Below are 23453 nucleotides of genomic sequence, written 5' to 3'. Positions count from 1 at the left end.
CCGGTGACCGCGGTGCTCGCGCTCGACATCGGGGGGACGAAGCTCGCGGCGGGCCTGGTGGACCGGGCCGGCCGGGCGCGCTCGTTCCTCGTCGAGCCGACCCCGGCCGCGGCCGGCCCGGGCCCGGTGCTGGAGCGGCTGTTCGCCTTGGGGCGCAAGGCGGTCGCGGACTCCGGGGCGGACTGGGCGGACGTCGCCGCGGTCGGCATCGGCTGCGGCGGCCCCCTCGACGTCGAGCGCGGCGTGGTGCTGGCACCGCCACACCTGCCGGGCTGGCTGGACGTACCGGTGACCGAGCTCGCCGAGCGCGCGTTCGACCGGCCGGCGGCGCTGGACAACGACGGCACCGCGGCCGCCGACGCCGAGTTCCGGTTCGGCGCGGGCGTCGGCACCCGGCACATGGTGTACCTGACCCTGTCCACCGGGGTCGGTGGCGGCGCGGTGCTGGACGGGCGAATCTACCGCGGCGCCACCGGCAACGGCGCCGAGCTGGGGCACGTGGTGGTGGACCGGCGCGGGCGGGCCTGCCGGGGGTGCGGCGGGCGCGGGTGCCTGGAGGCCTACGTCTCCGGCACGTCGATCGCCGCCCGGGCACGCGAGTCGCTCGACGCGGGCAGCTCGCTCGCCGGCCTCGACACGCTCACCGCGGCCGACGTCGCCGAGCACGCGGCGGCCGGTGACCCGCTGGCCGCGCGGGTGTGGCGGCAGACCACCGACGCGCTCGGCTCGGGGCTGACGTCGATCGTCAACATGCTGGAGCCGGAGCTGATCGTCCTCGGTGGCGGCGTGACACGCGCGGGCGAGGCGCTGCTCGGCCCCGCCCGCGAGGCCGTGCGCGCGGCGGCGATGACCCCGGGCGGGCGCACCGTGCGGGTGGAACGCGCGGCGCTCGGCGACCGGGTCGGCGTGGTCGGCGCCGCGGCGGTCGCGCAGCGCTCGCTCATCGGGATCGGAGTGGCGTGACGGAACTGGCAGACGAGCTCGCCGACCACCTCGACCTCGCCGGCCGGGTGGGTGAGCTGCTGCCCGAGCTGGGCAAGGTGGCGGACCGGCTGATCGAGACCTACGAGACCGGCGGCCGGCTGTTCACCTTCGGCAACGGCGGCAGCGCGGCCGACGCGCAGCACCTGGCGGCCGAGCTCATCGGCCGCTACCGGCGCGATCGCCGGCCGCTGCCCGCGCTGGCGCTGACCGTCGACCCGTCGGTGCTCACCTGCATCGCCAACGACTTCGGCTACGACGACGTGTTCGCCCGCCAGGTCGATGGCTTCGTCCGCGCCGGGGACATGGTCGCCGCCTTCTCCACCAGCGGTCGTTCCCCTAACGTGGTGCGCGGGCTCGACGCGGCCCGGCGGCACGGTGCCACGACGGTGTTCTTCGGGGGCATGAGTGCCGGCGCGGACGGCGGCCCGGCGGCGGCGCACGCCGACCACGCGCTGATCGTCGACTCGACACGAACCGCACGGATACAGGAAATGCACCTGCTGCTCCTGCACCTGCTCAGCGAGCGGGTGGACGCGTGGGCGGCGGGCGAGGCCGGGGACACGCCGGGCGGTGTCGGACACGGGGCAGGACACAGGTAGGGAGCGACATGCCGGAGCAGCGCACGCTGCACATGATCGGGAACGCGCACATCGACCCGGTGTGGCTGTGGCAGTGGCCCGAGGGCTACCAGGAGGTGCGGGCCACCTTCGCCTCGGCGATCGACCGGATGCGCGAGTACCCCGAGTTCGTGTTCACCTGCGACTCGGTGCTCTACCTCGCGTGGGTCGAGGAGCACGACCCGGACCTGTTCGACGCGATCGCCAAGCGGGTCGCCGAGGGCCGCTGGCAGATCGTCGGCGGCTGGTGGATCGAGCCGGACTGCAACCTGCCCGGCGGCGAGTCGTTCGTGCGGCAGGCCCTGTACTCGCAGCGCTGGCTGAAGGAGAGGTTCGGCGTCACGGTCACCGTCGGCTGCAACGTCGACCCGTTCGGGCACAACGCGTCCCTGCCGCAGCTGCTGCGCAAGGCCGGCATCGACGCCTATGTCTTCATGCGCCCCGGCCCGCACGAGATGACGCTGCCCGGACCGTACTTCTGGTGGGAGTCCCCGGACGGCTCGCGCGTGCTGACCTACCGCATCCCGCACGAGTACTGCAGCTCCGGCACCGACCTCGGCTACCAGATCGACAAGTCGCTCGCCCAGCTGCCGCCGGACGCGCCGGACCTGATGGTGTTCTACGGGGTCGGCAACCACGGCGGCGGGCCGACGAAGGCCAACCTGGACAGCATCCGCCGGCTGGACGCAACGGGCGGGCTACCGCGGCTGCGCTGCGGCGGCCCGCGCGAGTACTTCGACACGCTCGCGTCGAGCGGGCAGGAGATCCCGGTACATGCCGGCGAGCTGCAGCACCACGCGGTCGGCTGCTACTCCGCGCACTCCGGGGTCAAGCGGTGGAACCGGCGCGCGGAGAACCTCCTGGCCCGGGCGGAGAAGTGGGCCGCGGTCGGCGCGGCGGTCGCCGACGTGCCCTACCCGTACGCGAAGTTCGGTCAGGCGTGGCGGCAGGTGCTGTTCAACCAGTTCCACGACACGCTCGGCGGCGCCGCGATCGAACCGGCGTACGAGGACAGCCGGGACCAGTTCGGGCACGCCGTGTCGCTCGCGGGGGAGGCGTTCAACCGCGCGGTCCAGTCGCTGACCCGGCGCGTGCACATCGAGCCCGAGCCGGACATGACGCCGCTGCTCGTGGTGAACCCGCACCCGTGGCCGCTGCGCGCGGACGTCGAGTTCGAGTTCGGCGGGTTCGCCGCGCCGGGTGCGCGGGCGGTCGACGACCTCGGCGAACCCGTGGCCGTGCAGCGGACCCGGTCGCGGGCGACGGTGAACGGCTGGCGGCGCCGCCTCGTGCTCGCCGCCGACGTGCCGCCGCTGGGCTACCGGACCTACCGGATCCAGCCGGCCGGCGAGGAGCCGGCCGGCTCGCCGGTGGCGGCCACGGACACCCGGTTGGAGAACGACTTCGTGGCGCTCGAGCTCGACCCGGACACCGGCTGGGTGCGCAGCCTCCGGGAAAAGGCCGGCGACGTGGACCTGGCGGGCGGGCGGCCCGCCCGGCACGCTGTCGTGATCGACGACGCGTCGGACACCTGGGGCCACCGGGTGCGCGCGTACGACAAGGTGGCCGGGGCGTTCGAGGTGCGCGCGACGCGGCTGGTCGAGCACGGCCCGGTCCGCGCGGTGCTGCGGGTGACGAGCGGGTACGGATCGTCCACATTGGTCGAGGAGTACGTGCTGGGTGCCCGCGATCGGCACGTCGAGATCCGCGTGACGCTTCACTGGCACGAGAAGCAGAAGCTGCTGAAGCTCCGCTTCCCGACCGCGGTCACCGAGCCGGAGGCGACCTTCGAGATCCCGTACGGCCACCTCGTGCGCCCGGCGAACGGCAGCGAGGAGGCCGCGCAGGCGTGGGTCGACGTCACCGGCGAGCTGCCGGGTGGCCGGCGCGGTGGGCTCGCCGTGCTCAACGACGGCAAGTACGGCCACGACGTGCGGGTCGGCGAGAATGGTGGTGGCGACATCGGCGTCACCGCGGCACGTAGCCCGGTGTACGCGTGGCACGAGCCGAAGGAGCTCGACCCCGGCGAGCTGTACAGCTACCAGGACCAGGGTCGCCAGGAGTTCACGGTCCGGCTCGTGCCGCACGCGGGCGACTGGCGCGACGCCGGGGTGGTACGTCTCGCGGCGGAGCTGAACCAGCCCGCCTTCCCGCTGCTGGAGTCCTATCACGACGGTGACCTGCCGCAGGCGCGATCGTTCATGTCGGTCACCGGGTCGGCGGTCGTCCCGTCGGTGCTCAAGATGGCCGAGGACGGCGACGACGCGATGATCGTGCGGGCCTACGAGTCCACGGGTCGTGCCGCGGAGGCGACTATCGAGGTGCTCGGCCGGACGGTGACCGCGAGCTTCGGGCCGGCCGAGGTGAAGACGTTCCGGGTACCGCGCGACCCCGCGGCACCGGTGACCGAGGTGGACCTTGTCGAGTGGCCGGCATGAGACACCCGCCGACCGTCACCGTCCTGTCCGGACAGGACGGTTGCCTGTCCGTCGAGTGGCACCTGTCCGAGCCGGACGGTGGCCGGTACGCGGTGCGGCTCGACGTCACCTGTGTGGCGGACGAGCCGGTCGAGGCGGGGCTTCGGGTGGAGCTGCGGATGGGTCCGTCCGACGACCCCCGCTGGCTCGTGCCGGGCGTGTTCTACGGGGAGAACCGGGTGGCCGGCTGCCGGGTGCGCTATCCGCGGTTCAGCGTCGACGACCCGGACCCGGAGCGGCTGGAGTCGGCGTACTGGTCGTTCCGCGCGGACCGGTGCGCCACGCCCGCGGTGTTCGCCTGGGACGAGGCGGGTGGCGCCGCGCTGGTCACCACGGAGTGGTCGCCGCTCGGGCAGGCCGGCGTCGGGTTCGCGGTGTCGGACGAGCCGGACGGCTCGCATCCGGTGCTGCGGCTGCACTTCCCGTACCGCGAGGAGCCGGTGACCTATGACGGCACGCAGGTCCCGCGGCCCGCGGACGTGCCGACCTACGAGTGGCAGCCGGGGGAGCGGCGGTCGCTCTGGTTCACCGTCTACGAGCTGGGGCCGGACCGGCACGCCTACACCGAGGTGCTGCGCGACGTCCACGAGCGCACCGCGCCGATCGACGCCGACACCGTGCCGTGGGTGCCGGTCGAGCAGGCGGCGGAGCTGGCCGCCTGGGGCCTGTACCGGTGGCACTACCGCGCGGCGGACGCGGTGCTGCTGGAGACCGCTGCGTTCGACCGGGACGCGCTCGGCGAGCGTGGCGACCGGCAGGCCATGCACGTCTCGTGGATCAGCGGCGTGCCCTACGCGTACGCGCTGCTGCGCCACGGCCGCCGCGTCGGCTCGGCGTCCTATGTGGACGCCGCGACCGCGGTGCTGGACAACATCGCCGGCCACCTCACCCCGGGCGGCACGTTCTGGGGCCAGTGGACCGCCGAGTCCGGGTGGAACGCGGGCTGGACCCCGAACCGCCGCCGGGTGCACGCCCGGACCCTCGGCGAGGCGACGCTGTTCCTCGTGCGCGCGCTCGCCCGAGAGAACCGGCCGGGTTGGCTCGCCGCCGTCCGGTCCAACCTGGACGTCGCGTGCGCCGGGCAGGCCGCGGACGGCTCGCTGGGCTCGGGCTACGACACCGGGACCGGCGAGGTCGTCGACCGGAACGGCACCAGCGGCCTCGCGTGGGTGCCGGCTCTCGTGGAGGCGGCCGCGCTGCTCGGCGAGCCGCGCTACCTGCGGGCGGCGCGGCGGGCCGGCGAGTACTACGCGGCCGCGGTCGAGGACGAGTTCCTCTACGGCGCGCCGGAGGACGTCGACCTCGCGCCGACCTCGGAGGACGGCTACCTCGCGATCATGGCGTACGTGGCGCTGTTCGAGGCCGGCGGCGACGGGCGGTGGCTCGCGCTGGCCCGGCGGGCGGCGGACTGGACCTTGACGTTCCGCTACACCTACGACGTCGACTTCCCCGAGCACACCCTGTTGCGGGACTACGGGTTCCGCACCCGCGGCGCGGACCAGGCGTCGCCGGCCAACCAGCACCTGCACTCCTACGGCCTGATCTGCGCGGCCGAGCTGGCCCGCCTCGGCAAACACCTGGGCGACGACTACTACCTGGCGTCCGCGGAGGAGAACCTCGCCTGCTTCCGCCAGCTCGTGGCCCGCGCGGACGGCGACTTCAACGCCTACCGCGGCATGGTGAGCGAGCGGTACTTCCAGACCGCGTGCTACCAGCCGAAGGGCATGCTGCTCACGCTGTCGCACGCCTGGTGCGTCGGCGTGCTGCTGCTGGCGTGCGAGGAACAGCTTGGCTAGCCCCGCGCCCCGCCGGTTCCCCGACGGCTTCCTGTGGGGCGCGGCGACCTCGGCCTACCAGGTGGAGGGCGCGGTGGCCACGGGCGGCCGCGGGGAGTCCATCTGGGACCGGTTCGCGCACACCGAGGGCGCGGTCGACGGCGGCGGGACCGGGGATGTGGCGTGTGACCACTACCGGCGCTGGAGGTCCGATGTGGACCTCATGGCGTCGCTCGGGCTCAACGCCTACCGGTTCTCGATCGCCTGGCCGCGGCTGTTCCCGTCCGGCGCCGGGCCGGTCAACCCCGCCGGCCTCGCGCACTACGACCGCCTGATCGACGCCCTGCTGGCGCGCGGCATCGAACCGGTGGTCACGCTCTACCACTGGGACCTGCCGCAGGCGCTGCAGGAGACCGGGGGCTGGCGCGACCGGGACACGGCGGCCCGGTTCGCCGGCTACGCGCGGGAGTGCTTCGCGGCCTACGGCGACCGGGTGCGGACGTGGGTGACGATCAACGAGCCGTGGATCATCGGCGTACTCGGTCATCAGCTGGGCATCCACGCGCCCGGCGAGCGAGACCTCGGCGGGTCCGTGCGTGCCATGCACCACCTGCTGCTCGCCCACGGCCTGGCCGTCCAGGCGCTGCGCGCGGGAGGGGGCGACGGGCGCGCGGGCGTGGCGTACAGCCTCTTCCCGCACGAGCCGGCGTCGGACTCGGCGGCGGACCTCGCGGCGACCGAGGGGTCGGACGGCTACGTGAACCGCTGGTTCCTCGATCCGGTGCTGCGCGGCGAGTACCCGGCGGACATGTGGCGGCGCTACGAGTCCGCGCTCGGCCACCCGCTGGACTGGGTCCGCGACGGTGACCTCGAGACGATCGCGGCGGGCGCGGACTTCATCGGCGTCAACTACTACACGACGCGGGTGATGCGCGCCGCGCCGGACAGACCGCCATTCGGCTGGGAGGTCGTCCCCGTCCCGGACGGCACGCCGGTCACCGACGCGGGCTGGGCGATCGTCCCGTCCGCGCTGACCGGGCTGCTGCTGCGGCTGCACCGCGACTACCCGCGCGTGCCGCTGCTGATCACGGAGAACGGCGGCGTGTTCGACGACGCGCCCGCCGACCCGAGGCGGGTGGGGTTCCTCCGTGACCACCTGGTCGCGGTGCACGAGGCGATCGCGGCCGGCGCGCCCGTGGCGGGCTACTTCCACTGGTCGCTGATGGACAACTTCGAGTGGGCGATGGGCTACGCGCCGCGGTTCGGCCTGGTGCACGTGGACTACGAGACGCAGGCGCGCACCGTGAAGGACAGCGGCCGGTACTACGCCGACCTCATCCGGACCGGAGCCGTGCGCTAGCCGGCGTCACCGGGCTGTGTTGGCGCGAGGGCTGTCCGTACGTCTCGGCCGGCTCGCTCCGCACCGTCGACTTCGGACAGATCGAGATCCGGTGGCGGAGTGCTCGCCGCGCTCGCTCGGCACCTCCTCATTCCGCCGGCTTCGCCAGGTAGACCAGCGACAGCGTCTCGCCGACGACTTCGCGATGGGTCTCGGTGTAGCCGACCTTGCGATACAGGCTGATGTTCGCCCGGCTGCGGTCGCCCGTGTGGAGCACGAACCGCCGCACGCCCTTGACGCCGTGCTCCTCGACCGCGCGCAGCAGGGCCGCGCCGATACCGCGGCCCTGCATGTCCGGCGCCACCACGAGCCTCTCGACGTGGCACTCGTCCGCCTTGCGCACACCGCGGACCGCGCCGACGATCCGACTGCCCATCTTGGCCACCAGCACCTCGCCGGCCGCGACCGACTCGAGGATCTTCTCCATCGGCTCGGACAGCGCGGACAGGCGCGTGTTGTCGTAGAGACGTGCCTCGGACACATAGGCGGCCCGCTGCACCGTCATGATCTCGCCCGCGTCCTGCTCCGCCGCGATGGTGATCACCCAGTCCATCTGCGCCTTTCGTCGTACTCGTCGTCATCCCTCTGCGGCGCACCGAGCGTTCAACCGTTGCCGCCACGCGGTACTAGGCCTCGCGGGTGGAGGCGCGCCGGATGAACTCCGGCTCCAGCCACACGGTGCGCGGCTCGCCGGTCAGCTCGCCCGACATGCGGGCCAGGACCAGCTCCGCCGCCTTCGCGCCGAGCCGGACCACCGGCTGGCGCACCGCGCTCACCGCCGGCTCGACCATCGTCATCCACGGCTGGTCGTCGAACGCCACCAGCGACAGGTCGGCCGGCACGCGCAGCCGGCGGCGCTGCAGCTCCTGCCACACGCCTTCGGCCACGACGTTGTTCGCCGCGAAGATCGCGGTCAGGTCCGGATGCCGGTCGAGCAGCTCGCCGGTCGCGGCGGCCGCGTTGCCCGCGCCGAAGCCCACCCGCGCGACGAGCGTCGAGTCGTAGCGGACCCGCGCGTCCCGCAGCGCCCGCCGGTACCCGTCGAGCCGGCCCACCCCGGTCGTCCACTCCAGCTCGTCGACCACGAAGCCGACGCGGCGGTGGCCGAGCTCGAGCAGGTGCGCGGTCGCCTCCCGCGCGCCGTGCGAGGAGTCGACCAGCACCGCGTCGCACTGGCTCTCGGCCATCTGCCGGTCCACCTCGACGACCGGCACGCCCTGCCCGGTCAGCAGCGCGCCCGCGGCCGCGGACAGGGGGGTCACGATCGTGCCCGGTACGCGCATGGCGAGCAGCGTCCGCACGCCCGCGAGCTCCCGGTCGGTGTCGCCGTCGTCGTTGACCACGACCATCTGGAACCCGGCCGCGCCGAGCACCTCCTCGATCCCGGCCGCGAGGTCGGCGTAGAACGGGTTGCGCAGGTCGGAGATCACCACGCCGACGAGCCGCGAGGTGCGGCGCTTGAGGCTGCGTGCGATGTCGTCGGGTACGTAGCCGAGGCTGGTGGCCGCGGCGAGCACCCGTTTCTTGACGCTCGCCGCCGCGTACCCGTGGCCGGTGAGCGCGCGCGAGGCCGTGGACGGCGAGACGCCGGCGGCCTTCGCGACGTCGCCGATCGTGGCGCGGCGCTTGCCCGTGGCGGTCACGCGGCGGCCTGCTGCCACGGCCGGGCGGTCGCGTCGACGATCTTGCCGAGCATGCGCAACCGGTCCACCGAGCGGGTGTGCAGCAGCCGTGCCGGGTCGGCGAGGGTGTCGCTCCAGATCGCCCGCCCGGCGAGGAAGCCCGATGCCCCGGCCCGGCACGCGACCCGCACGCACGCCGGGAAGTCGGCGACCGGCACGCCCTGCGACAGCACCACCCACGGCACCGGGACGGTCGCGGTGACGCGCTCGCACACGCGCTCCACCTGGTCCGGCGGGGCCTGCCCGTGCCGGGGCACCTGCGCCTTGTACAGCGACGGTCGCAGCCCGCCGAGCTCGCGGGCCGCCTCGAGCAGCAGGTCGTCGAAGTCGGTGCCGGTGGCGCCGGGGCCCGGCCGCACGACGCCCTCGAGGACCGACAGCAGCCCGGCCGCCGCGCACCGGCGGACGAACTCGGCGGACATGGCCAGCCGGGCCTCCCGGTCCGCGTCGCGGCGCCAGATCACCAGCAGCTTCAGCGCGGCCACGCCGCGGGCGCGCGCGGCGGCCGGGTCGACGGCGTCGTCGAGCCGGGTCTCCTCGACCGGACCGCCGGCGACGTGGTGGACCAGCGCGTCCGCGGCGAGGATCAGGCCACAGTCGTCGGGCAGCAGCCGCTCGCCGACGACCTTCTCGTAGCCGTACGTCCGGTCGATGAGGAAGCCGCTCGCGTGCGGCCCGACCGTGCGGGCGACGGCGAGCTTGAAGCGCACGAGCTCCTCGTCGGGCACCGGGTCGGGGCGGTGCCCGGCCAGCATCGTGCGCAGGCTCTCCCGCTGGTCCATCGCCACCATCGCCAGGCCGCCGGACGGCCGGGCCAGGCGGGCGAGGTCGGTCTCGGCACTCACGCTGCTGCCACCCCCCGGGCATGGGACAGGAAGTCCCGGTAGACCGCTTCGTACCGCCCTGCCAGCACGTCGTCGCGCGGCAGCTCCTCGCTGCCCGCGGCCGGCGCGGGCAGGCCGATCGCGCGCCCGGCGAGGCCGGCCGCGCCGGCGCAGGCCGCGTCCACGGTCCGCAGCCGGCGCACCGGCCCGGGCAGCACGTGTGCCTTGACGTTCATCCACGTCCGGCCGCGTGCCGGGCCGCCCAGGACGGTGACCGGCCCCAGCTCGGTGCCGGTATGGCGCGCCTGCCGCTCGGCCATCCAGCGGGCGTGGAAGCAGGCGCCCTCGAGCACGCCGGCGGCGACGTCGGCGAACCGGTGCCGCGCGGTGAGCCCGCGGATGGACAGCCCGCGGCCCGGGTCCGGCGCGGGTGCCGCCCGGCCGGCGAGGTAGGGCAGCACGACCAGGCCGGTCGGCTTGCCGACCGCGCCCGTGAGCGCGTCGAGGGTGTCGTAGTCACCGGCGCAGCGGGCCCGCAGCCACTCCACGAGCCGGCCGCTCGCGGGAAAGCCCGACACGAGCGCCCAGTGCCGGCCGTCCGCGGTCCGGTTCCACGACACGCCCGTGCCGGCGGCGTCCTCGGATGGGGGCGAGCTCGCGAGCATGACCACGGCCTCCGCGGTGCCGAGCGAGTCGGCGACCTCGCCCGGTTCGCGGGCGCCCGCGGCGTAGGCGGCGACGAGGTGGTCGTGCCCGGCGACGACGACCGGCGTGCCGGTGGGCAGCACGTGCCGGGCGGAGCCGATGCCACGCGGGTCGGGCAGCTGGTCGGCACGGATCCCGGCCAGCGCCAGGAGGTCGTCGGCCCAGCTACCCGCGCGCTGGTCGAACGCCCCCGAGCGGCCGGCGAGCGTCCGGTCGGTGAGCGGCTCCCCGCACAGCGCGGTCGCCACGAGCTCCGGCACGCCCACCCAGGCGCGCATGCGGGTCAGGTCCGCGTGCCAGCACCACAGCGCGAGCGGGGTCTTCGCGGCGACGTCCACCCCGGTGCGGCGGAACAGCTCGGCCCGGCCCACCTCGTCGGCGAGCCGGCGTGCCGCGTCCTCCGCGCGGCGGTCGTGCCACCAGATCAGCGGGCCGGCCGGGCGCAGGCCGGCGTCGAGCGGCACGCCGCCCTCGGCGACCCCGGTGACGCCGACCGCCAGCGGCCGCCGCCCGTCGAGGCACGTGCGCAGGTCGTCGAGCACGCCGGCGACGAGCTCCGCCGCGCCGGGTGGCGTGGGCCGGCGGCGGGTCGCGATCGCGGGGCCGCCGGGTGGGTAGACGCTGACCTTGCAGTTGGTCGTGCCGACGTCGATGCCGGCGAGCACCCCCGGACCGCCTGCCACCCGTCCCGTCCCTTCGACGCGGTGTGGAATCGTTGCCACACTTCGCCGGTCATCCTCGCCAGTCGAATGGGACCAGGTCAAGCGCAATGTCGAGAATGGGTCGCGGGCTCCGACTGAGGGCCGAGAGGTGCCGGCCACCGGCGCCGCGAACAAGGGAACGACATGAGCGATCTTTCCGAGCAGGTCCGGGGGCTCCTCGAGGACCTGGTGGCGTCGGGATCCGAGAACGGCCTGCAGGCGGCTGTGTACCACCGCGGCGAGCTGGTCGCGGAGGCCGTCGCGGGCGTGGCCGACCCGGCGACCGGCCGTCCGGTCACGCCGGACACGATCTTCTACGCGGCCTCGACGGCCAAGGGCGTGGCCGCGACCGTCGTGCACGTGCTCGCCGAGCGGGGCGCGCTGGACTACGACACGCGCATCGCCGAGCTGTGGCCGGAGTTCGGCGCGCACGGCAAGGACCGCGCGACCGTGCGGGACGCGCTGACGCACTCGGCCGGTGTGCCGGCCCTGCCCACGGACCTGACGGTGGGGACGTTCACCGACTGGGACGCGATGTGTGAGGTCATCGCCGGTCTCGAACCGCGCTGGGTGCCGGGGGAGCGGTCCGGCTACCACCCGATCACGTTCGGCTTCCTGCTCGGCGAGATCGTCCGCCGGGTAACGGGCAAGCCGATCTCGCAGGTGCTCGCCGAGGAGGTGGCCGGCCCGCTGGGCGTGGCCGGCGAGCTGTACTTCGGCGTGCCGGAGTCGGCGCACGCGCGCCTCGCCCGGTTCGCGGACGACCCGGCCGGCGTCGCGATGTTCGCGTCGGTGGCGGGGGACCTGCCGCTGTTCAACGCCGGCCCACCCGCGCTCACCCCGAGGGCCGAACTGGCCAACGACGTGCGGCTGCTGTCCGCCGACGCGCCGTCGTGGGGTGTGCTGTCGGCCCGTGCGGTGGCCCGGATGTACGCGGCCCTGCTCGACCCGGTCGACGGCGTCCGCCTGGTCTCGCCGGAGCGCCTGACCGCGGTGACGACCGTGGCGACGAGCGGCGTGGACGAGATGACGGGCGCGCCGGCGTCGTACGGGCTGGGCTACACGGTCGGCACGATCGGGCAGGCGCCCGCGACCCCGACGACGTTCGGCATGGTGGGCGTGGGCGGCAGTGCGGCGTATGCGAACACCGCCACGGGCATCACGGTGGCGTTGACGAAGAACCGGTTCAACCCGGTCGAGATCAACGCATACGAACGTGTCCACGCCCTGGCCGTGGCCGAGCTCACCTGATCAACCGGCTACCCGGGATGCCCGGGTGCTAGCTTCGAGGTGACGCCGTGTTCGCGGTGTCCCGGACGAGTGCGTCGTACCCGGCACGACAAGACGACGCGGTACTGGTTCGCCACTACTGCGGAGGTTGTCATGGCGTGGGCCGTGCTCGTCGTGTCCGGAGTTCTCGAGACCGTGTGGGCTGCCGCGCTGTCGGCGTCGCGCGGGTTCACCCGCGTGGGGCCCACGATCGTGTTCGCCGGCACGCTCGTGCTCAGCATGGGCGGGCTGGCCTACGCGCTGCGCGCGATTCCCGTCGGCACGGGGTACGCGGTGTGGGTCGGCATCGGCGCGCTCGGCACCGCGGTCGTCGGCATGGTCGCGCTCGGTGAGCCCGCGAACGCCGGCCGGCTGTTCTGCCTCGTGCTGATAGTCGCCGGGGTCGTGGGGCTGAAGGTCGTGCACTGACCTGGCCGGGCCGGCCGGAAATCCCGGCCGGCCCCGCTGCCGTCGGCGTGTCAGCCCTTCTTGGCGCGGGCGCGGCGCTTGGCCGGGGCCGGCTTCTTGTCGCCCTTCTGGGCCTCTCGGTAGGACTCGGCGACGTGCGCGGGAATCCGGCCACGGGCGGCGAGCTCGATGCCGTTGGCCTGCGCCCATTCCCGTATCTGGCTCGCGTCGTTGTTCGCCGCGCCGTTGCGGCCGGAGCCGCGCTTGACCCGCCCGCCCGTCCGGCGAGCGGAATTGACGTAATCAGCGAACACGCCACGCAGGCGGTCCGCGTTCGAATCTGTGAGATCGATCTCGTAGGTCACGCCGTCCAAGCCGAAGTGAACGGTGCTGACACTCTCCGAGGCCGTGCCGTCCAGGTCGTCGACCAGCTGAACAAGAACCTTCTGAGCCATTTGCTGAGCACCTTCTGAGACGTCGATGTTGGACACATCTATCAGTTCCGGCCCGAACAATAGCAAAGGAATTCGCTTTGCTCCAAGTGGACGGTCGGGAAAATGCAAAATAACCGGGGCTTGCGGCAGGCAAGTTGCAGCCGGCCACCCTATCAGGTGGACGACCTGCGGATTCGTTCATCCACAAGGAGGTCGCCCTGTCACATCGTGCACAATCCACTTCGGTGCGTGGCCGGGCGGGAAGCCACCTGAGGGGTGGGCCGATGGTCGCGAGCCGGAAAATCCGGGCGGCGGGAATCAGTCGGACGGCGTTCGGATAAGGGCGTCGATCAGATCGGCGCGGTGTGGCCAGCCCGCGCGGAGCTCCGCCGGATTCGGCCGCTCGAAGTCGTCCGGCACGAAACCCGGCGCCATCGTGTTGCCGTACACGCCGTATTCGCCACCCGGCCGCAGCCGCGCGCCCATCCAGGTACCGGCGCGAACCACGGTCTGCACCCGCTCGCCGGCCAACACATCGGTACCCAGAATGACCAGCTCGTCACTCCCGTCCGGGTGCAGAAGCAGTAGCTCGATCGGGTCGCCGAGGTAGAAATGCCAGACCTCGTCGGTGGGCAGCCGGTGCATGTCGGAAAAGGAACCGGCATGCGGCAGGAACATCGCGATCATCGCCGTACCGAGAGGTTTTCCGTCCGGTCCCTTTCCCGGCGACTCGTAGGTCGGGGTGAACAGCACGTCCTCCTGCGGCAGCAGCGACCGCAGTTGCCAGAGTTCCGCGAGCTGCGCGGCAGTGGGCCTTTCCGTCATGTCGCGCACCTTCTCACATCACTTCCCGAAAGGGCAGTTCTCATGACGAATGGGTCACGGCGGGAAACCGGCCGGTCGGCAACCCTCGTCCGGCGGGCATGCGAAACCCGCTAGCCAAGCTGACGGTTCTGCCGCTCGTGGCGGTGGCAGCTCACCGGCGACACCGAGGCGGTGACGCTGAACGTATCCGCTTACATCGCGCCCTACCTCGCCGGCGGCCGGCTCGTGGTCGCGGTGCGGCGCACGCCCGAGCAGGCGGGGCAGACCTTCGACGGCGTGCTGCCGGCGATGCGGCTGACGTTCCGCACCGCACCCCGCGTACGTGCCGAACTACGTCAGCGGCGGCATGCGGTGGGCCGGCGAGATGACGTCGTGGACGTCGGTGGGCGCGGGGTTCGCGTGGTGGCGCGTGCACGCCGCGCGACGGGCGAGAACGTCGCATTTTGCGACAGCCGGCGGGCGCGGGCGGTCGTAACGTCATTCGTTGGACCAAACCGACCAACGGAGGCAGAGATGAAGGCACTCGTCTACCACGGTCCGGGCAGCAAGGCGTGGGAGGACGTGCCGGACGCGGCCGTCCAGGAGGCGACCGACGTGGTCGTCCGGGTCGACACCACCACGATCTGCGGTACCGACTTGCACATCCTCCTCGGCGACGTGGCCGCGGTGACCGACGGCCGGGTGCTCGGCCACGAGGCCGTCGGCACGGTGACCGAGGTCGGCGACGCGGTGAAGGGCTTCGCGGCCGGCGACCGCGTGCTCGTCCCGGCCATCACGAAGTGCGGGCGGTGCGAGTACTGCCAGCGCGGCATGCCGTCGCACTGCCAGACGGTCGGCGGCATCGGGTGGATCTTCGGCCACCTCATCGACGGCACGCAGGCCGAGTACGTCCGCGTGCCCTACGCGGACACCTCGCTCTACGCAGTGCCCGACAACGTCACCAACGAGCAGGCCATCTTCCTCGCCGACTCGCTGCCCACCGGGTACGAGGTCGGCGTGCTGGCCGGTGAGGTCCGGCCGGGCGACACGGTAGCCGTCGTGGGCGCCGGCGCGGTCGGCCTGTCCGCGATCCTCACCACCGGGCTGTGGGGCGCGTCGAAGGTGATCGCCGTCGACACCAACAAGTTCCGGCTCACCAAGGCGCTCGACTTCGGCGCCACGGACGCGGTCGAGGCCGGCCCCGACACGACCGACGCGGTGCTCGCGCTGACCGACGGGCTGGGCGTCGACGTGTCCATCGAGGCCGTCGGCTATCCGGACACGCTGCGTACCGCGGCGTCCCTGGTCCGCCCGGGCGGCACGATCGCGAACATCGGCGTGCACGGCGTGCCGGTCGAGCTGCCGATGCAGGAGCTGTGGATCCACAACGTGAAGCTCACGATGGGCCTGGTGGACACGGTCTCCATCCCCACGCTGCTGAAGATGGTCGGCAGCGGCCGCATCCCGGCGGAGAAGATGGGCACCCACACGTTCGGCTTCGGCGAGATCGACGAGGCGTACGAGGTGTTCAAGCACGCCGCGGACAACGAGGCGCTCAAGGTGGTGATATCTGCCTGATCCGGCCCGGTGTGGCGGAAATCATCTCCACCTAACAGGAGGTCCAGACGGGACGACGCCCGGCCGCGTGGTGGGCGGCCGGGCGCTGCCGGTTCGTCAGGCGGCCTGGCGCTGGCGGCGCGAGCGGGTCAGCTTTCGCCGCTCGAGCTCGGTCGTGCCGCCGAAGACGCCGTGGTCGAGCCCGTTGTCCAGCGCGTAGCGCAGGCACTGCTCGCGTACCGGACACCGGGCGCAGACCGCCTTCGCCTCGGCGGCCTGGCGGGCGCCGGGACCCATGTCGGAGATGGGAAAGAACAGCTCGGGATCCTCGTCCCGGCAGGCGGCACGGTGCCGCCAGTCGGTCATCGTCGTGGTCATGTCGTGCCGCCTCCAATCACGGCTCTGGGCCGCCCGCGCGCGAGCGGACCCGAGGGAGTGATTCGTTCGTGAGGTGTCGCGCCCCGGTTCCGGAGGCGCCAGAAGATGTCGGCCGATTGCCGGCACGATCCATCCTACGTGTGAACGTTCGTTCGCGCCGGTGTTATTCCGCACACGACCGGGCTCGCTGAGGGTTTCCTGAAGAAGGCCGTTGTTTCGTGGCCGGCGCGCGGGCCGGTTCGCCAAGATCGGCACATGGTCGAAGTCAACGAACGGAGTGCGGTGCGCCGGCTCTACGACCGGTTCGGCTTCGGCGCCAGGCCCGGGGACCTGGACCAGCCCTTCGCCGAGGCGCTCGACCGGCTGCTCACGGCCCCTCCGGGCGGGAACGCCCCGGCGCCGCCCGACCTGCCACCGCCGCCGCGCCCCGAGAAGAACAAGAAGGACAAGAGCGCGGAGCAGACCGAACAGGACCGGGCCGCGAAGAAGAAGGCGAACAAGGCGCGGGCCGCGCAGCAGAAGCAGCTCGCCGCGTGGTGGCTGGACCGGATGGTGGCCGTGGACGTGGCCACCACCGAGCGGCTGACCTGGTTCTGGCACGGGCACTTCGCGACCAGCGCGCAGAAGGTCAAGATCGCCAAGCTGATGCTGGACCAGAACGAGAAGTTCCGCAAGCTCGGGCTCGGCAGCTTCACCGACCTGGCGCACGCGATGATCGACGATCCGGCGATGATCGTCTGGCTGGACGGCAACGACAACAAGGCGGGCGCGGCCAACGAGAACCTCGCCCGCGAGTTCATGGAGCTGTTCACGCTCGGGGTCGGTCACTACACCGAGGACGACGTGCGCGAGGCCGCGCGGGCGCTGACCGGGTGGACCATCGACCGCAAGACCGGTGTGGCGAAGTTCGTGGCGAAACGACACGACGACAAGCCGGCCACGATCTTCGGCAAGCAGGACGACTACGACGCGTCGTCCTTCGTGGACCTCGCGCTGAGCCGCGAGGAGTCGGCGCCGTTCGTGGTCGGGCGGCTGTGGTACCGGCTGGTGTCGCCGACTCCGCCGGACGAGCAGGCGCGTGGCCGGTTGCTCGACGCGTACGGCGCACGCCGCGACATCAAGGCGACGCTGCGGGCGATCGCGTCGGAACCCGCGTTCCGCGACGAGAAGACGGCGCTGGTGAAGCAGCCGGTCGAGTGGCTCGTCGGCCTGCTGCGCGCGCTCGGCGTACGGCCCTCGGCGCTGGACGAGAAGCTGCAGGCGAAGCTCTACAAGGGACTGATGGGTCTCGGTCAGGTGCCGTTCCGGCCGCCGAGCGTCGGCGGCTGGCCGTCCGGGGCGTCGTGGCTGACGACCGCGGCGGGTCTCACCCGGCTGAAGGTGGCCCAGGCCGTCGTCGAGCAGGCGAACCTCGACTCGTTGGCGCAGAACAAGGACAAGGTGGAGGCCGTGCGTGCGCTGCTCGCCGTCGATGCCTGGTCCGACCGTACCCGCGCGGCGCTGGGCAAGGTGGCCGCGGACCCGGCCAAGGTGACCGCCCTCGCGGCGTGTGCACCGGAATACGTGGTGAGCGCATGAACGACCATATGAACCCCCTGACCCGGCGTCGCTTCCTGACCTGGTCCGGGATCGCGGCGGCCGGCGCGCTCGCCGCGGGCGCCACCCAGGTGGACTGGGACGACCTGATGTCCGCGGCCGCCGACGACCCGCTCGACCCGGACGCGGGCGTGCTCGTGGTGCTCACGCTGTACGGCGGCAACGACGGGCTGAACACCGTGGTGCCGGCGGGCGACGACGCGTACCAGGACCTTCGGCCGGAGCTCGCCTACAAGCCCGACGAGGTGCTGGACATCGGTGAGGGGCTCGGGCTCAACCCGGGCATGAAGGGTATGAAGGGGTTGTGGGACGACGGCAGCCTCGCGATCGTGCGCGGCGTCGGCTACCCGAACCCGGACCACAGCCACTTCCGGTCGATGGGCATCTGGCAGACCGGTTCGCCGAAGTCGGCGGTGCCGACCGGCTGGCTCGGCCGCTGGCTCGATGCCACCGACGGAAACCCGTTGCACGCGCTCGCGATCGACCCGGTGCTGCCGCCGCTGTTCGCGGGGGAGAAGACGGCCGCCGCGTCGTTGCCGGCCGGTGGGTTGCAGCTGCCGAAGGGCGACCTCGGCGCGGCGTTCGCCGCGCTCGGCGAGCCGGTGTCGGGGGAGGAGCGCTGGCAGGCGACCGCGGCCCGCTCGATCGCGGACCTGCACAACGCGGCGAAGACGCTCGGCGGCGCGGTCCACGGCCCGGACACGGGCGACCGCGAGGACGACGAGGAGCGGGACAAGGGCGCGTCGGCCGGCGGCAAGGGCGGGCTCGCCGCGCAGCTGGACGTGGTGGCACGGTTGATCGAAGCCGGGGTGCCGACCCGGGCGTACTCGGTGTCGCTGGGCGGTTTCGACACGCACGCGGACGAGCGCGACACCCAGGAGCGACTGCTGTCCGAACTGGACAGCGCGGTGACCCCGTTCGCGAAGCGGCTGGCGGCGACCGACCGGGGCAAGCAGGCGGTGGTGCTGGTGTACTCGGAGTTCGGCCGCCGGGTGAAGGGCAACGCGAGCGAGGGCACCGACCACGGCACGGCCGGCCCCGTGTTCCTCGTCGGCGATCGCGTGCAGGCCGGCTTCCACGGCGAGCAGCCGAGCCTGACCGATCTCGACGACGACGACCTCAAGTCGACGACGGACTTCCGGGACATCTACGCGGTCCTGCTGCAGGACGTGCTGGGCGCCGACCCGGCCCGGATCCTCGACGAGCACCCGGGCAAGCTCGACGGCCTCGTGGCCACGTAGCCCACGACGTCCACGGACGGACGGTCGCGGATCGTCCGCGGGCGGGCGTGGCGGCTGGTCCGGGGTCGCACCCAGCCGCGGCCCCGGATCGCCGCATTCCCTGGGCACTATGATCGGCGGTCACACTGGGGAACGTGACCGCTCGGCGGCTCACGGGATGCGGAGGGAACGTGGATCGCCGGCGATTTGGCGGCTCCTTCACCGCGGTTCTGCTCGCGGCCAGCGCCTGGGCGATCGTCGGCGCACTCGGGGAGCTGCTGGGCGACGCGGTGTCGTCCACGCAGTGGGGGAGCTACGTCGTCTATGCCGCCGCGGCGGCGGCCCCGGTGATCGCGGTCTTCCTGGTATGGCGCGTCGTTCGGCGTGCCAGGAGGCACCGGTCGCCGGTCTCCGACCCGCAGTTGCTCGAGTTGCTCGACGAGCTCGAGACCGAGCAGGCGAAGTTCGACGCGGCCATGCCGGAGAAGTCGCGATGAGCGAGGGGCGTGATGCCCTCCGGCGGGTCGGGGGCACGTCTGGCGCGTCGCGATCCGGCGGCGACCGGGCGACGCTGTCCGGCGCGGCCGAACGCATCAACGCGGAGCTGGCGCGGCGGCGGCGCGAGCCGATGACGTTCAGCCCCGAAGCACGGGAACGGCTGGCCGAGCTGCACGCCGAGTACCTCGCCGACCTGGGCCAGGAGGCGGTTCGCGTGGCGCGGCGCGGGCACGTGAGCACCGTCGACGAGCTGCACGTGCGGCAGGCCGGCACCAGGCTCGGCATGGGCCGTTCGCGTGGCTCCGCGCTGGAGACCGCCGCCAACACCTTCGGCGGTGTGTTCGCCGGTGCGGGCATCGCATCCGTCTACGCGCTCATGTTCACCCCCGGTCCGCACGGCACCGGCGAGACCGCCGCCGCGCTGGTGCTGTCGGTGCTCGGGTTCGTCCTGCTGGCCGTCGGGCTGACGGTGACGTTCCTGCGCCGGTCCGGTTAGGGGAGGACCAGCTCGAAGACCGCGCCCGAGCGACCGTCTACCGTGGACAGACAGCGGAGGTCGCCGCCGTGGGCGCGGGCTATGCCGCGGGCGATGGCCAGGCCCAGTCCGGCACCACCGCCGGAGTTCGACGAGCGGGACTCGTCCAGGCGCACCAGACGGTCGAAGATCCGTTCGCGATCCGCCGGCGGGATGCCCGGCCCCGTGTCGGTCACCAGGACGCGTGCCGGGCCCGCACGGGTCACCGTGATCGCGAGCCGCCCGATGCCGTCCATCGCGCGGCGGGCGTTGTCGGTCAGGTTCGTGAGGATCTGCGTGAGGCGGTCGGCGTCCCCGGACACCCAGACCCGCTCTCCGGTGAGCTCCACCGCGATGTCCGGCGCGACCAGCCGGACCCGCTCCAGCGCCGCGGACGCGAGCGCGTACAGGTCCACCGGTTCGCTGCGCAGGGTCAGGCCCGCGTCGATGCGCGCGAGGTCCAGGAGGTCGTCGACGAGGTGGCTCGCCCGCTCGGACTCGCGCACCAGCAACACCGCGAGGCGCTCGCGCCGTGCCGGGTCCGTCTCCGCCACCACCGCCTCCGCCGCGGCCCGCACGCCCGCGATCGGCGTGCGCAGCTCGTGTGCGGCGTCGGCCACGAACCGCCGCGTGCGCTCCTCCGACGTCCGCGCCGCGTGCTCGGCACCCTCGAGCGCGTCCAGCATCTCGTCGAACGCCGTCGCCGCGCGGCCCAGCTCGGTGTCCGCCTTGGACGGTCGCAGCCGGCCACCCCGCCGACCGCCGGCGATCGCGCGCGCCAGGCCGGTCATGGCGTCCAGAGGGGACAGCGCGACCCGCATGCCGAACAGGAGCCCCAGCGCGGTGAGCACGAGCGCGGCCACGCCCGCGAGGACGAGCACGCGCTGCAACGTCCGCTGGGCTCCGGCCAGCAGCTGCGTGTCCGCGCTGACCACGAGCCGCGCGCCGTCGATCCGCTCCGGCCCGGAAAGCCGGGCCCGCGCCTGGCGCAGCGACCCGCCGGGCCGCACCGGCTGCGCGCCGATCAGCTCGCCCGACGGCAGCCGCAGCGACACCCGCAGCCCGGGCGCGTCGACCCGCCGCACGAGCGCCTCGGGTGCCACGTTCTGCCTGGCGAGCTGCTTGGCGAGCTGCACCCGGCCGGCCAGCAGCGCGTTGAGGTTCTTCTCCGCCTGCGCGTCGAACACCGCGGTCACGGTCAGCCCGGCGGCCAGCAGGACCACGCCGAGCACGCCGAGCGCGGTGAGCGTGACCCGGCGGCGCAGCGACGTGGTGCGGGTGCTCATCCGGGCGAGTCCCGCAGCACGTACCCGCGGCCGCGCACGGTGTGCAGCTGGCGCGGCCCGTGCTCCTCGAGCTTGCGGCGCAGCGCGCTGATGTGCACCTCGACGAGGTTGGCCGCGTAGTCGTCGTAGCCCCACACCGCGGTGAGCAGCTGCGCCTTGCCGACCACGCGGTCGCGCCTGCGGGCGAGGTGGACCAGCAGCTTCAGCTCCGTGGTGGTCAGGTCGATCGGCACGCCGCCGCGGTGCACCAGGCCGGCGTCGCCGTCGATCACCAGGTCGCCGATCTCGATCACTGGCTGCGCGCGGCCCATCCGGCGCAGCACCGCCTCGACGCGCGCGACCAGCTCGGCCAGCACGAACGGCTTGACCACATAGTCGTCCGCACCGGCGCCGAGCCCGCGCAGCCGGTCGTCGACGGCATCCCGCGCGGTCAGCAGCACGACGCCGACGGCCGAGTACCGGCGGATGATCTCCAGCAGGGCGAACCCGTCGCGGCCGGGCAGCATCACGTCCAGCACGACGAGGTCCGGCCGGAACGTGGCGAGCTGTGGCTCGAGGTCGGACCCGTCGGGCCGGGCGAGCACTGCGTAGCCCGCCTCGGCGAGGGCCGACTCCACCGAGAGCCGGATGGCCTCGGAGTCCTCGACGATCATCACGCGCGCCGCGTTCACCCGGTCATTCTCCCTGCTGTGCCCGGAGCGTGTTTCACTCGGGTGGAGCAGCCCGGGCCGCCGGCAAGTTCTCTGTGTATTTGTCCGCGTGACCGAATTGCAACTGCGGGGTTAACCGCGCGGCATTCACAATTAATTCGTAGCAGCCGATCCGACCTGCGAGTTCGGCATCGAAGGCGGATCGGCCGCGATCAGGTTCGCGGCATGGTCAGGGAAGTGATGTCGAAATGCGCACGCTGTCTCGAATGCTTGTCGCACACCCGGTCTACCGGGTACCGAATTCCGTCGTCGTCCTGGGAATTCCGATCCTCGCGGGCGCGCTCGCGACGTGGGGCGGCGTGCGCTTGCCGGTCGTGCTGCCAGTCGCGGTGGCCGGCCTCGTCGTGGTGTCGTTCCTGGCGGCGCGGCCGGCGTTGCGGCAGGCGTCCGCGCGGATCGACGCGATCCTCCGCGAGGAGCTCGGCTCACCGCTCGAGCAGAGCGTCCAAACCGAACGGCGAGAGCGCGTGGTCGATGACCATCGTCGCCGCCCCGATTACTCCAGCCTGGTTGCCCGCGCGGGACTGGACGATGCGGAGCTCCGTCGTCGCCAGCGGCAGTGAGCGGCGGTAGACGACCTCGCGCACGCCCGCGATGAGGTGCTCGCCCGCCTGGGACAGCGAGCCGCCGATCACGATCACGGACGGGTTGAACAGGCTGACCGCGGTGGCGAGCACCTCACCGATGTCCCGGCCCGCCTGGCGGATCTGCTGCACCGCGTCGACCGAGCCGGCGCGCGCCAGGGCTACCACGTCCGAGCTCGTCTCCGCTGTGATGCCGGCCGCGGACAGCCGTGCGGCGATCGCCGACCCGCTCGCTACCGCCTCCAGGCAGCCGAGGTTGCCACAGCTGCACGGCACGTCCGCGCCGTGCGGCAGCTGCACGTGGCCCATGTCGCCCGCGGAGCCGGCCGAGCCGCGGTGCAGGCGCCCGTCGCTGATCAGCCCGCTGCCGATGCCCGTGGCGACTTTCACGAACATCATGTTCGGCTCGTCCGGCCAGTACGCCTTGTGCTCGCCGAGCGCCATGAGGTTCACGTCGTTGTCCACAAGGGTCAGCACACCGAGCCGCTCGCCCAGGTGGTTCTTGACGTCGAAGCCGTCCCAGCCCGGCATGATCGGCGGGATCACCGGCTTGCCGGTGGAGTGCTCGACCGGCCCCGGCAGGCCGACGCCGATCCCCAGCAGGTCGGCCGCGGCGCGGCCGGTCCGCTCGACGAGCGCCGTGCCTGTCTCGACGACGTAGCCGAGCACGGCCCGCGGGCCGACCGCGAGGTCGACCTTCTTCTCCTCCGCGGCGAGCACGTCGCCGGTCAGGTCGGTGAGCGCCACCGTGGCGTGCGTGGCGCCGATGTCGGCGGCGAGGACAACGCGCGCCTGCGGGTTGAACGTGAACGTCGCCGGTGGCCGGCCACCGGTCGAGCCGGCCTTGTCCGCGGAGCGGAGTAGCCCCTTGGCGAGCAGCGTGTCGATGCGCTCGGCGATCGTCGAGCGGGCGAGCCCCGTCTCGGCCGACAGCTCCGCGCGCGTGCGCGGGCGGCCGTCGCGCAGCAGCTGGAAGACCTCGCCGCGACCGGCGGCGAGGCCGTCTGGATGCGGCCGCTCACCGGGCATGC

Annotated in this window: 22 protein-coding genes and 1 riboswitch; of the genes, 12 read left to right on the top strand and 10 right to left on the bottom strand. The window is 73.0% G+C overall.

Annotated features, from left to right (window positions below; genetic code table 11):
* Positions 1–3 precede the first annotated feature (3 nt).
* The 5 genes from VH969_RS13265 to VH969_RS13245 are packed head-to-tail and all read left to right on the top strand — an operon-like array spanning position 4 to position 7213.
* A complete protein-coding gene (locus VH969_RS13265; RefSeq protein WP_331974022.1) occupies positions 4–963 on the top strand; it encodes an ROK family protein in 960 nt (319 codons plus the stop codon).
* Positions 960–1583, top strand: a complete 624-nt coding sequence (locus VH969_RS13260; protein ID WP_331974021.1) for a D-sedoheptulose-7-phosphate isomerase — start codon at positions 960–962, stop codon at positions 1581–1583. Before VH969_RS13265 ends, VH969_RS13260 begins: the two co-directional genes overlap by 4 nt.
* Before the next feature lie 8 nt (positions 1584–1591).
* Complete coding sequence (locus VH969_RS13255) at positions 1592–4039, top strand: alpha-mannosidase (protein WP_331974020.1); 2448 nt, start codon at positions 1592–1594, stop codon at positions 4037–4039.
* Complete coding sequence (locus tag VH969_RS13250) at positions 4036–5874, top strand: hypothetical protein (RefSeq protein WP_331974019.1); 1839 nt, start codon at positions 4036–4038, stop codon at positions 5872–5874. The genes VH969_RS13255 and VH969_RS13250 overlap by 4 nt, the downstream gene beginning before the upstream one ends.
* The gene (locus VH969_RS13245) at positions 5867–7213 is read left to right on the top strand and encodes a GH1 family beta-glucosidase (RefSeq protein ID WP_331974018.1); all 1347 of its coding nucleotides are present in this window, start codon (positions 5867–5869) and stop codon (positions 7211–7213) included. Before VH969_RS13250 ends, VH969_RS13245 begins: the two co-directional genes overlap by 8 nt.
* Positions 7214–7340: 127 nt before the next feature.
* Here VH969_RS13245 and VH969_RS13240 read toward each other — a convergent pair whose 3' ends face one another.
* The 4 genes from VH969_RS13240 to VH969_RS13225 all read right to left on the bottom strand — a co-directional run bounded on the left by VH969_RS13240 (position 7341) and on the right by VH969_RS13225 (position 11146).
* Positions 7341–7805, bottom strand: a complete 465-nt coding sequence (locus VH969_RS13240) for a GNAT family N-acetyltransferase (RefSeq protein ID WP_331974017.1) — start codon at positions 7803–7805, stop codon at positions 7341–7343.
* A 73-nt stretch (positions 7806–7878) separates the two neighbouring features.
* Positions 7879–8913, bottom strand: a complete 1035-nt coding sequence (locus VH969_RS13235; RefSeq protein WP_331974016.1) for a LacI family DNA-binding transcriptional regulator — start codon at positions 8911–8913, stop codon at positions 7879–7881.
* Positions 8892–9779: a hypothetical protein gene (locus VH969_RS13230; protein ID WP_331974015.1), complete on the bottom strand. Its 888-nt coding sequence runs from the start codon at positions 9777–9779 to the stop codon at positions 8892–8894. Before VH969_RS13230 ends, VH969_RS13235 begins: the two co-directional genes overlap by 22 nt.
* Entirely contained in the window at positions 9776–11146 is a 1371-nt protein-coding gene (locus tag VH969_RS13225) for an FGGY-family carbohydrate kinase (protein WP_331974014.1), read from the bottom strand. Before VH969_RS13225 ends, VH969_RS13230 begins: the two co-directional genes overlap by 4 nt.
* 162 nt (positions 11147–11308) lie before the next feature.
* On the opposite strand from VH969_RS13225, the gene VH969_RS13220 reads away from it, so the two are divergent.
* Both VH969_RS13220 and VH969_RS13215 read left to right on the top strand, forming a co-directional pair.
* Positions 11309–12415, top strand: a complete 1107-nt coding sequence (locus VH969_RS13220) for a serine hydrolase domain-containing protein (RefSeq protein WP_331974013.1) — start codon at positions 11309–11311, stop codon at positions 12413–12415.
* Between the two features lie 38 nt (positions 12416–12453).
* Positions 12454–12518: riboswitch (guanidine-III (ykkC-III) riboswitch) on the top strand.
* Between the two features lie 29 nt (positions 12519–12547).
* Positions 12548–12862 (top strand): DMT family transporter, encoded by a 315-nt coding sequence (locus tag VH969_RS13215; RefSeq protein ID WP_331974012.1) that lies wholly within the window; start codon positions 12548–12550, stop codon positions 12860–12862.
* A 50-nt stretch (positions 12863–12912) separates the two neighbouring features.
* Here VH969_RS13215 and VH969_RS13210 read toward each other — a convergent pair whose 3' ends face one another.
* The gene (locus tag VH969_RS13210) at positions 12913–13296 is read right to left on the bottom strand and encodes a histone-like nucleoid-structuring protein Lsr2 (RefSeq protein WP_331974011.1); all 384 of its coding nucleotides are present in this window, start codon (positions 13294–13296) and stop codon (positions 12913–12915) included.
* Between the two features lie 297 nt (positions 13297–13593).
* A complete protein-coding gene (locus tag VH969_RS13205) occupies positions 13594–14100 on the bottom strand; it encodes a cupin domain-containing protein (protein ID WP_331974035.1) in 507 nt (168 codons plus the stop codon).
* A gap of 513 nt (positions 14101–14613) precedes the next feature.
* Between VH969_RS13205 and VH969_RS13200 the strand changes: the two genes are divergently transcribed.
* The gene (locus VH969_RS13200) at positions 14614–15657 is read left to right on the top strand and encodes an alcohol dehydrogenase catalytic domain-containing protein (protein WP_331974010.1); all 1044 of its coding nucleotides are present in this window, start codon (positions 14614–14616) and stop codon (positions 15655–15657) included.
* Between the two features lie 96 nt (positions 15658–15753).
* Here the strand turns inward: VH969_RS13200 and VH969_RS13195 are convergent, their stop codons facing one another.
* Positions 15754–16014, bottom strand: coding sequence for a WhiB family transcriptional regulator (locus tag VH969_RS13195; protein WP_331974009.1), 261 nt, complete (start codon positions 16012–16014; stop codon positions 15754–15756).
* A gap of 255 nt (positions 16015–16269) precedes the next feature.
* Between VH969_RS13195 and VH969_RS13190 the strand changes: the two genes are divergently transcribed.
* From VH969_RS13190 to VH969_RS13175, 4 genes are all read left to right on the top strand, one after another.
* A complete protein-coding gene (locus VH969_RS13190) occupies positions 16270–17592 on the top strand; it encodes a DUF1800 domain-containing protein (protein ID WP_331974008.1) in 1323 nt (440 codons plus the stop codon).
* Positions 17589–18851, top strand: a complete 1263-nt coding sequence (locus VH969_RS13185) for a DUF1501 domain-containing protein (RefSeq protein ID WP_331974007.1) — start codon at positions 17589–17591, stop codon at positions 18849–18851. Before VH969_RS13190 ends, VH969_RS13185 begins: the two co-directional genes overlap by 4 nt.
* 170 nt (positions 18852–19021) lie before the next feature.
* Positions 19022–19327, top strand: coding sequence for a hypothetical protein (locus VH969_RS13180; RefSeq protein ID WP_331974006.1), 306 nt, complete (start codon positions 19022–19024; stop codon positions 19325–19327).
* Positions 19324–19824, top strand: a complete 501-nt coding sequence (locus tag VH969_RS13175; protein ID WP_331974005.1) for a hypothetical protein — start codon at positions 19324–19326, stop codon at positions 19822–19824. The genes VH969_RS13180 and VH969_RS13175 overlap by 4 nt, the downstream gene beginning before the upstream one ends.
* Here VH969_RS13175 and VH969_RS13170 read toward each other — a convergent pair.
* From VH969_RS13170 to VH969_RS13160, 3 genes are all read right to left on the bottom strand, one after another.
* The gene (locus VH969_RS13170; protein ID WP_331974004.1) at positions 19821–21128 is read right to left on the bottom strand and encodes a sensor histidine kinase; all 1308 of its coding nucleotides are present in this window, start codon (positions 21126–21128) and stop codon (positions 19821–19823) included. The two genes, VH969_RS13175 and VH969_RS13170, sit on opposite strands and share 4 nt — an antisense overlap.
* Positions 21125–21781, bottom strand: a complete 657-nt coding sequence (locus VH969_RS13165; protein ID WP_331974034.1) for a response regulator transcription factor — start codon at positions 21779–21781, stop codon at positions 21125–21127. The genes VH969_RS13170 and VH969_RS13165 overlap by 4 nt, the downstream gene beginning before the upstream one ends.
* A gap of 482 nt (positions 21782–22263) precedes the next feature.
* Positions 22264–23451, bottom strand: coding sequence for an ROK family transcriptional regulator (locus VH969_RS13160; RefSeq protein ID WP_331974003.1), 1188 nt, complete (start codon positions 23449–23451; stop codon positions 22264–22266).
* Positions 23452–23453: the final 2 nt, after the last annotated feature.

The organism is Actinophytocola sp., from assembly GCF_036555685.1.
Taxonomy (GTDB): Bacteria; Actinomycetota; Actinomycetes; order Mycobacteriales; family Pseudonocardiaceae; genus Actinophytocola.
This window is presented reverse-complemented; position numbering and strand designations above follow the sequence as displayed.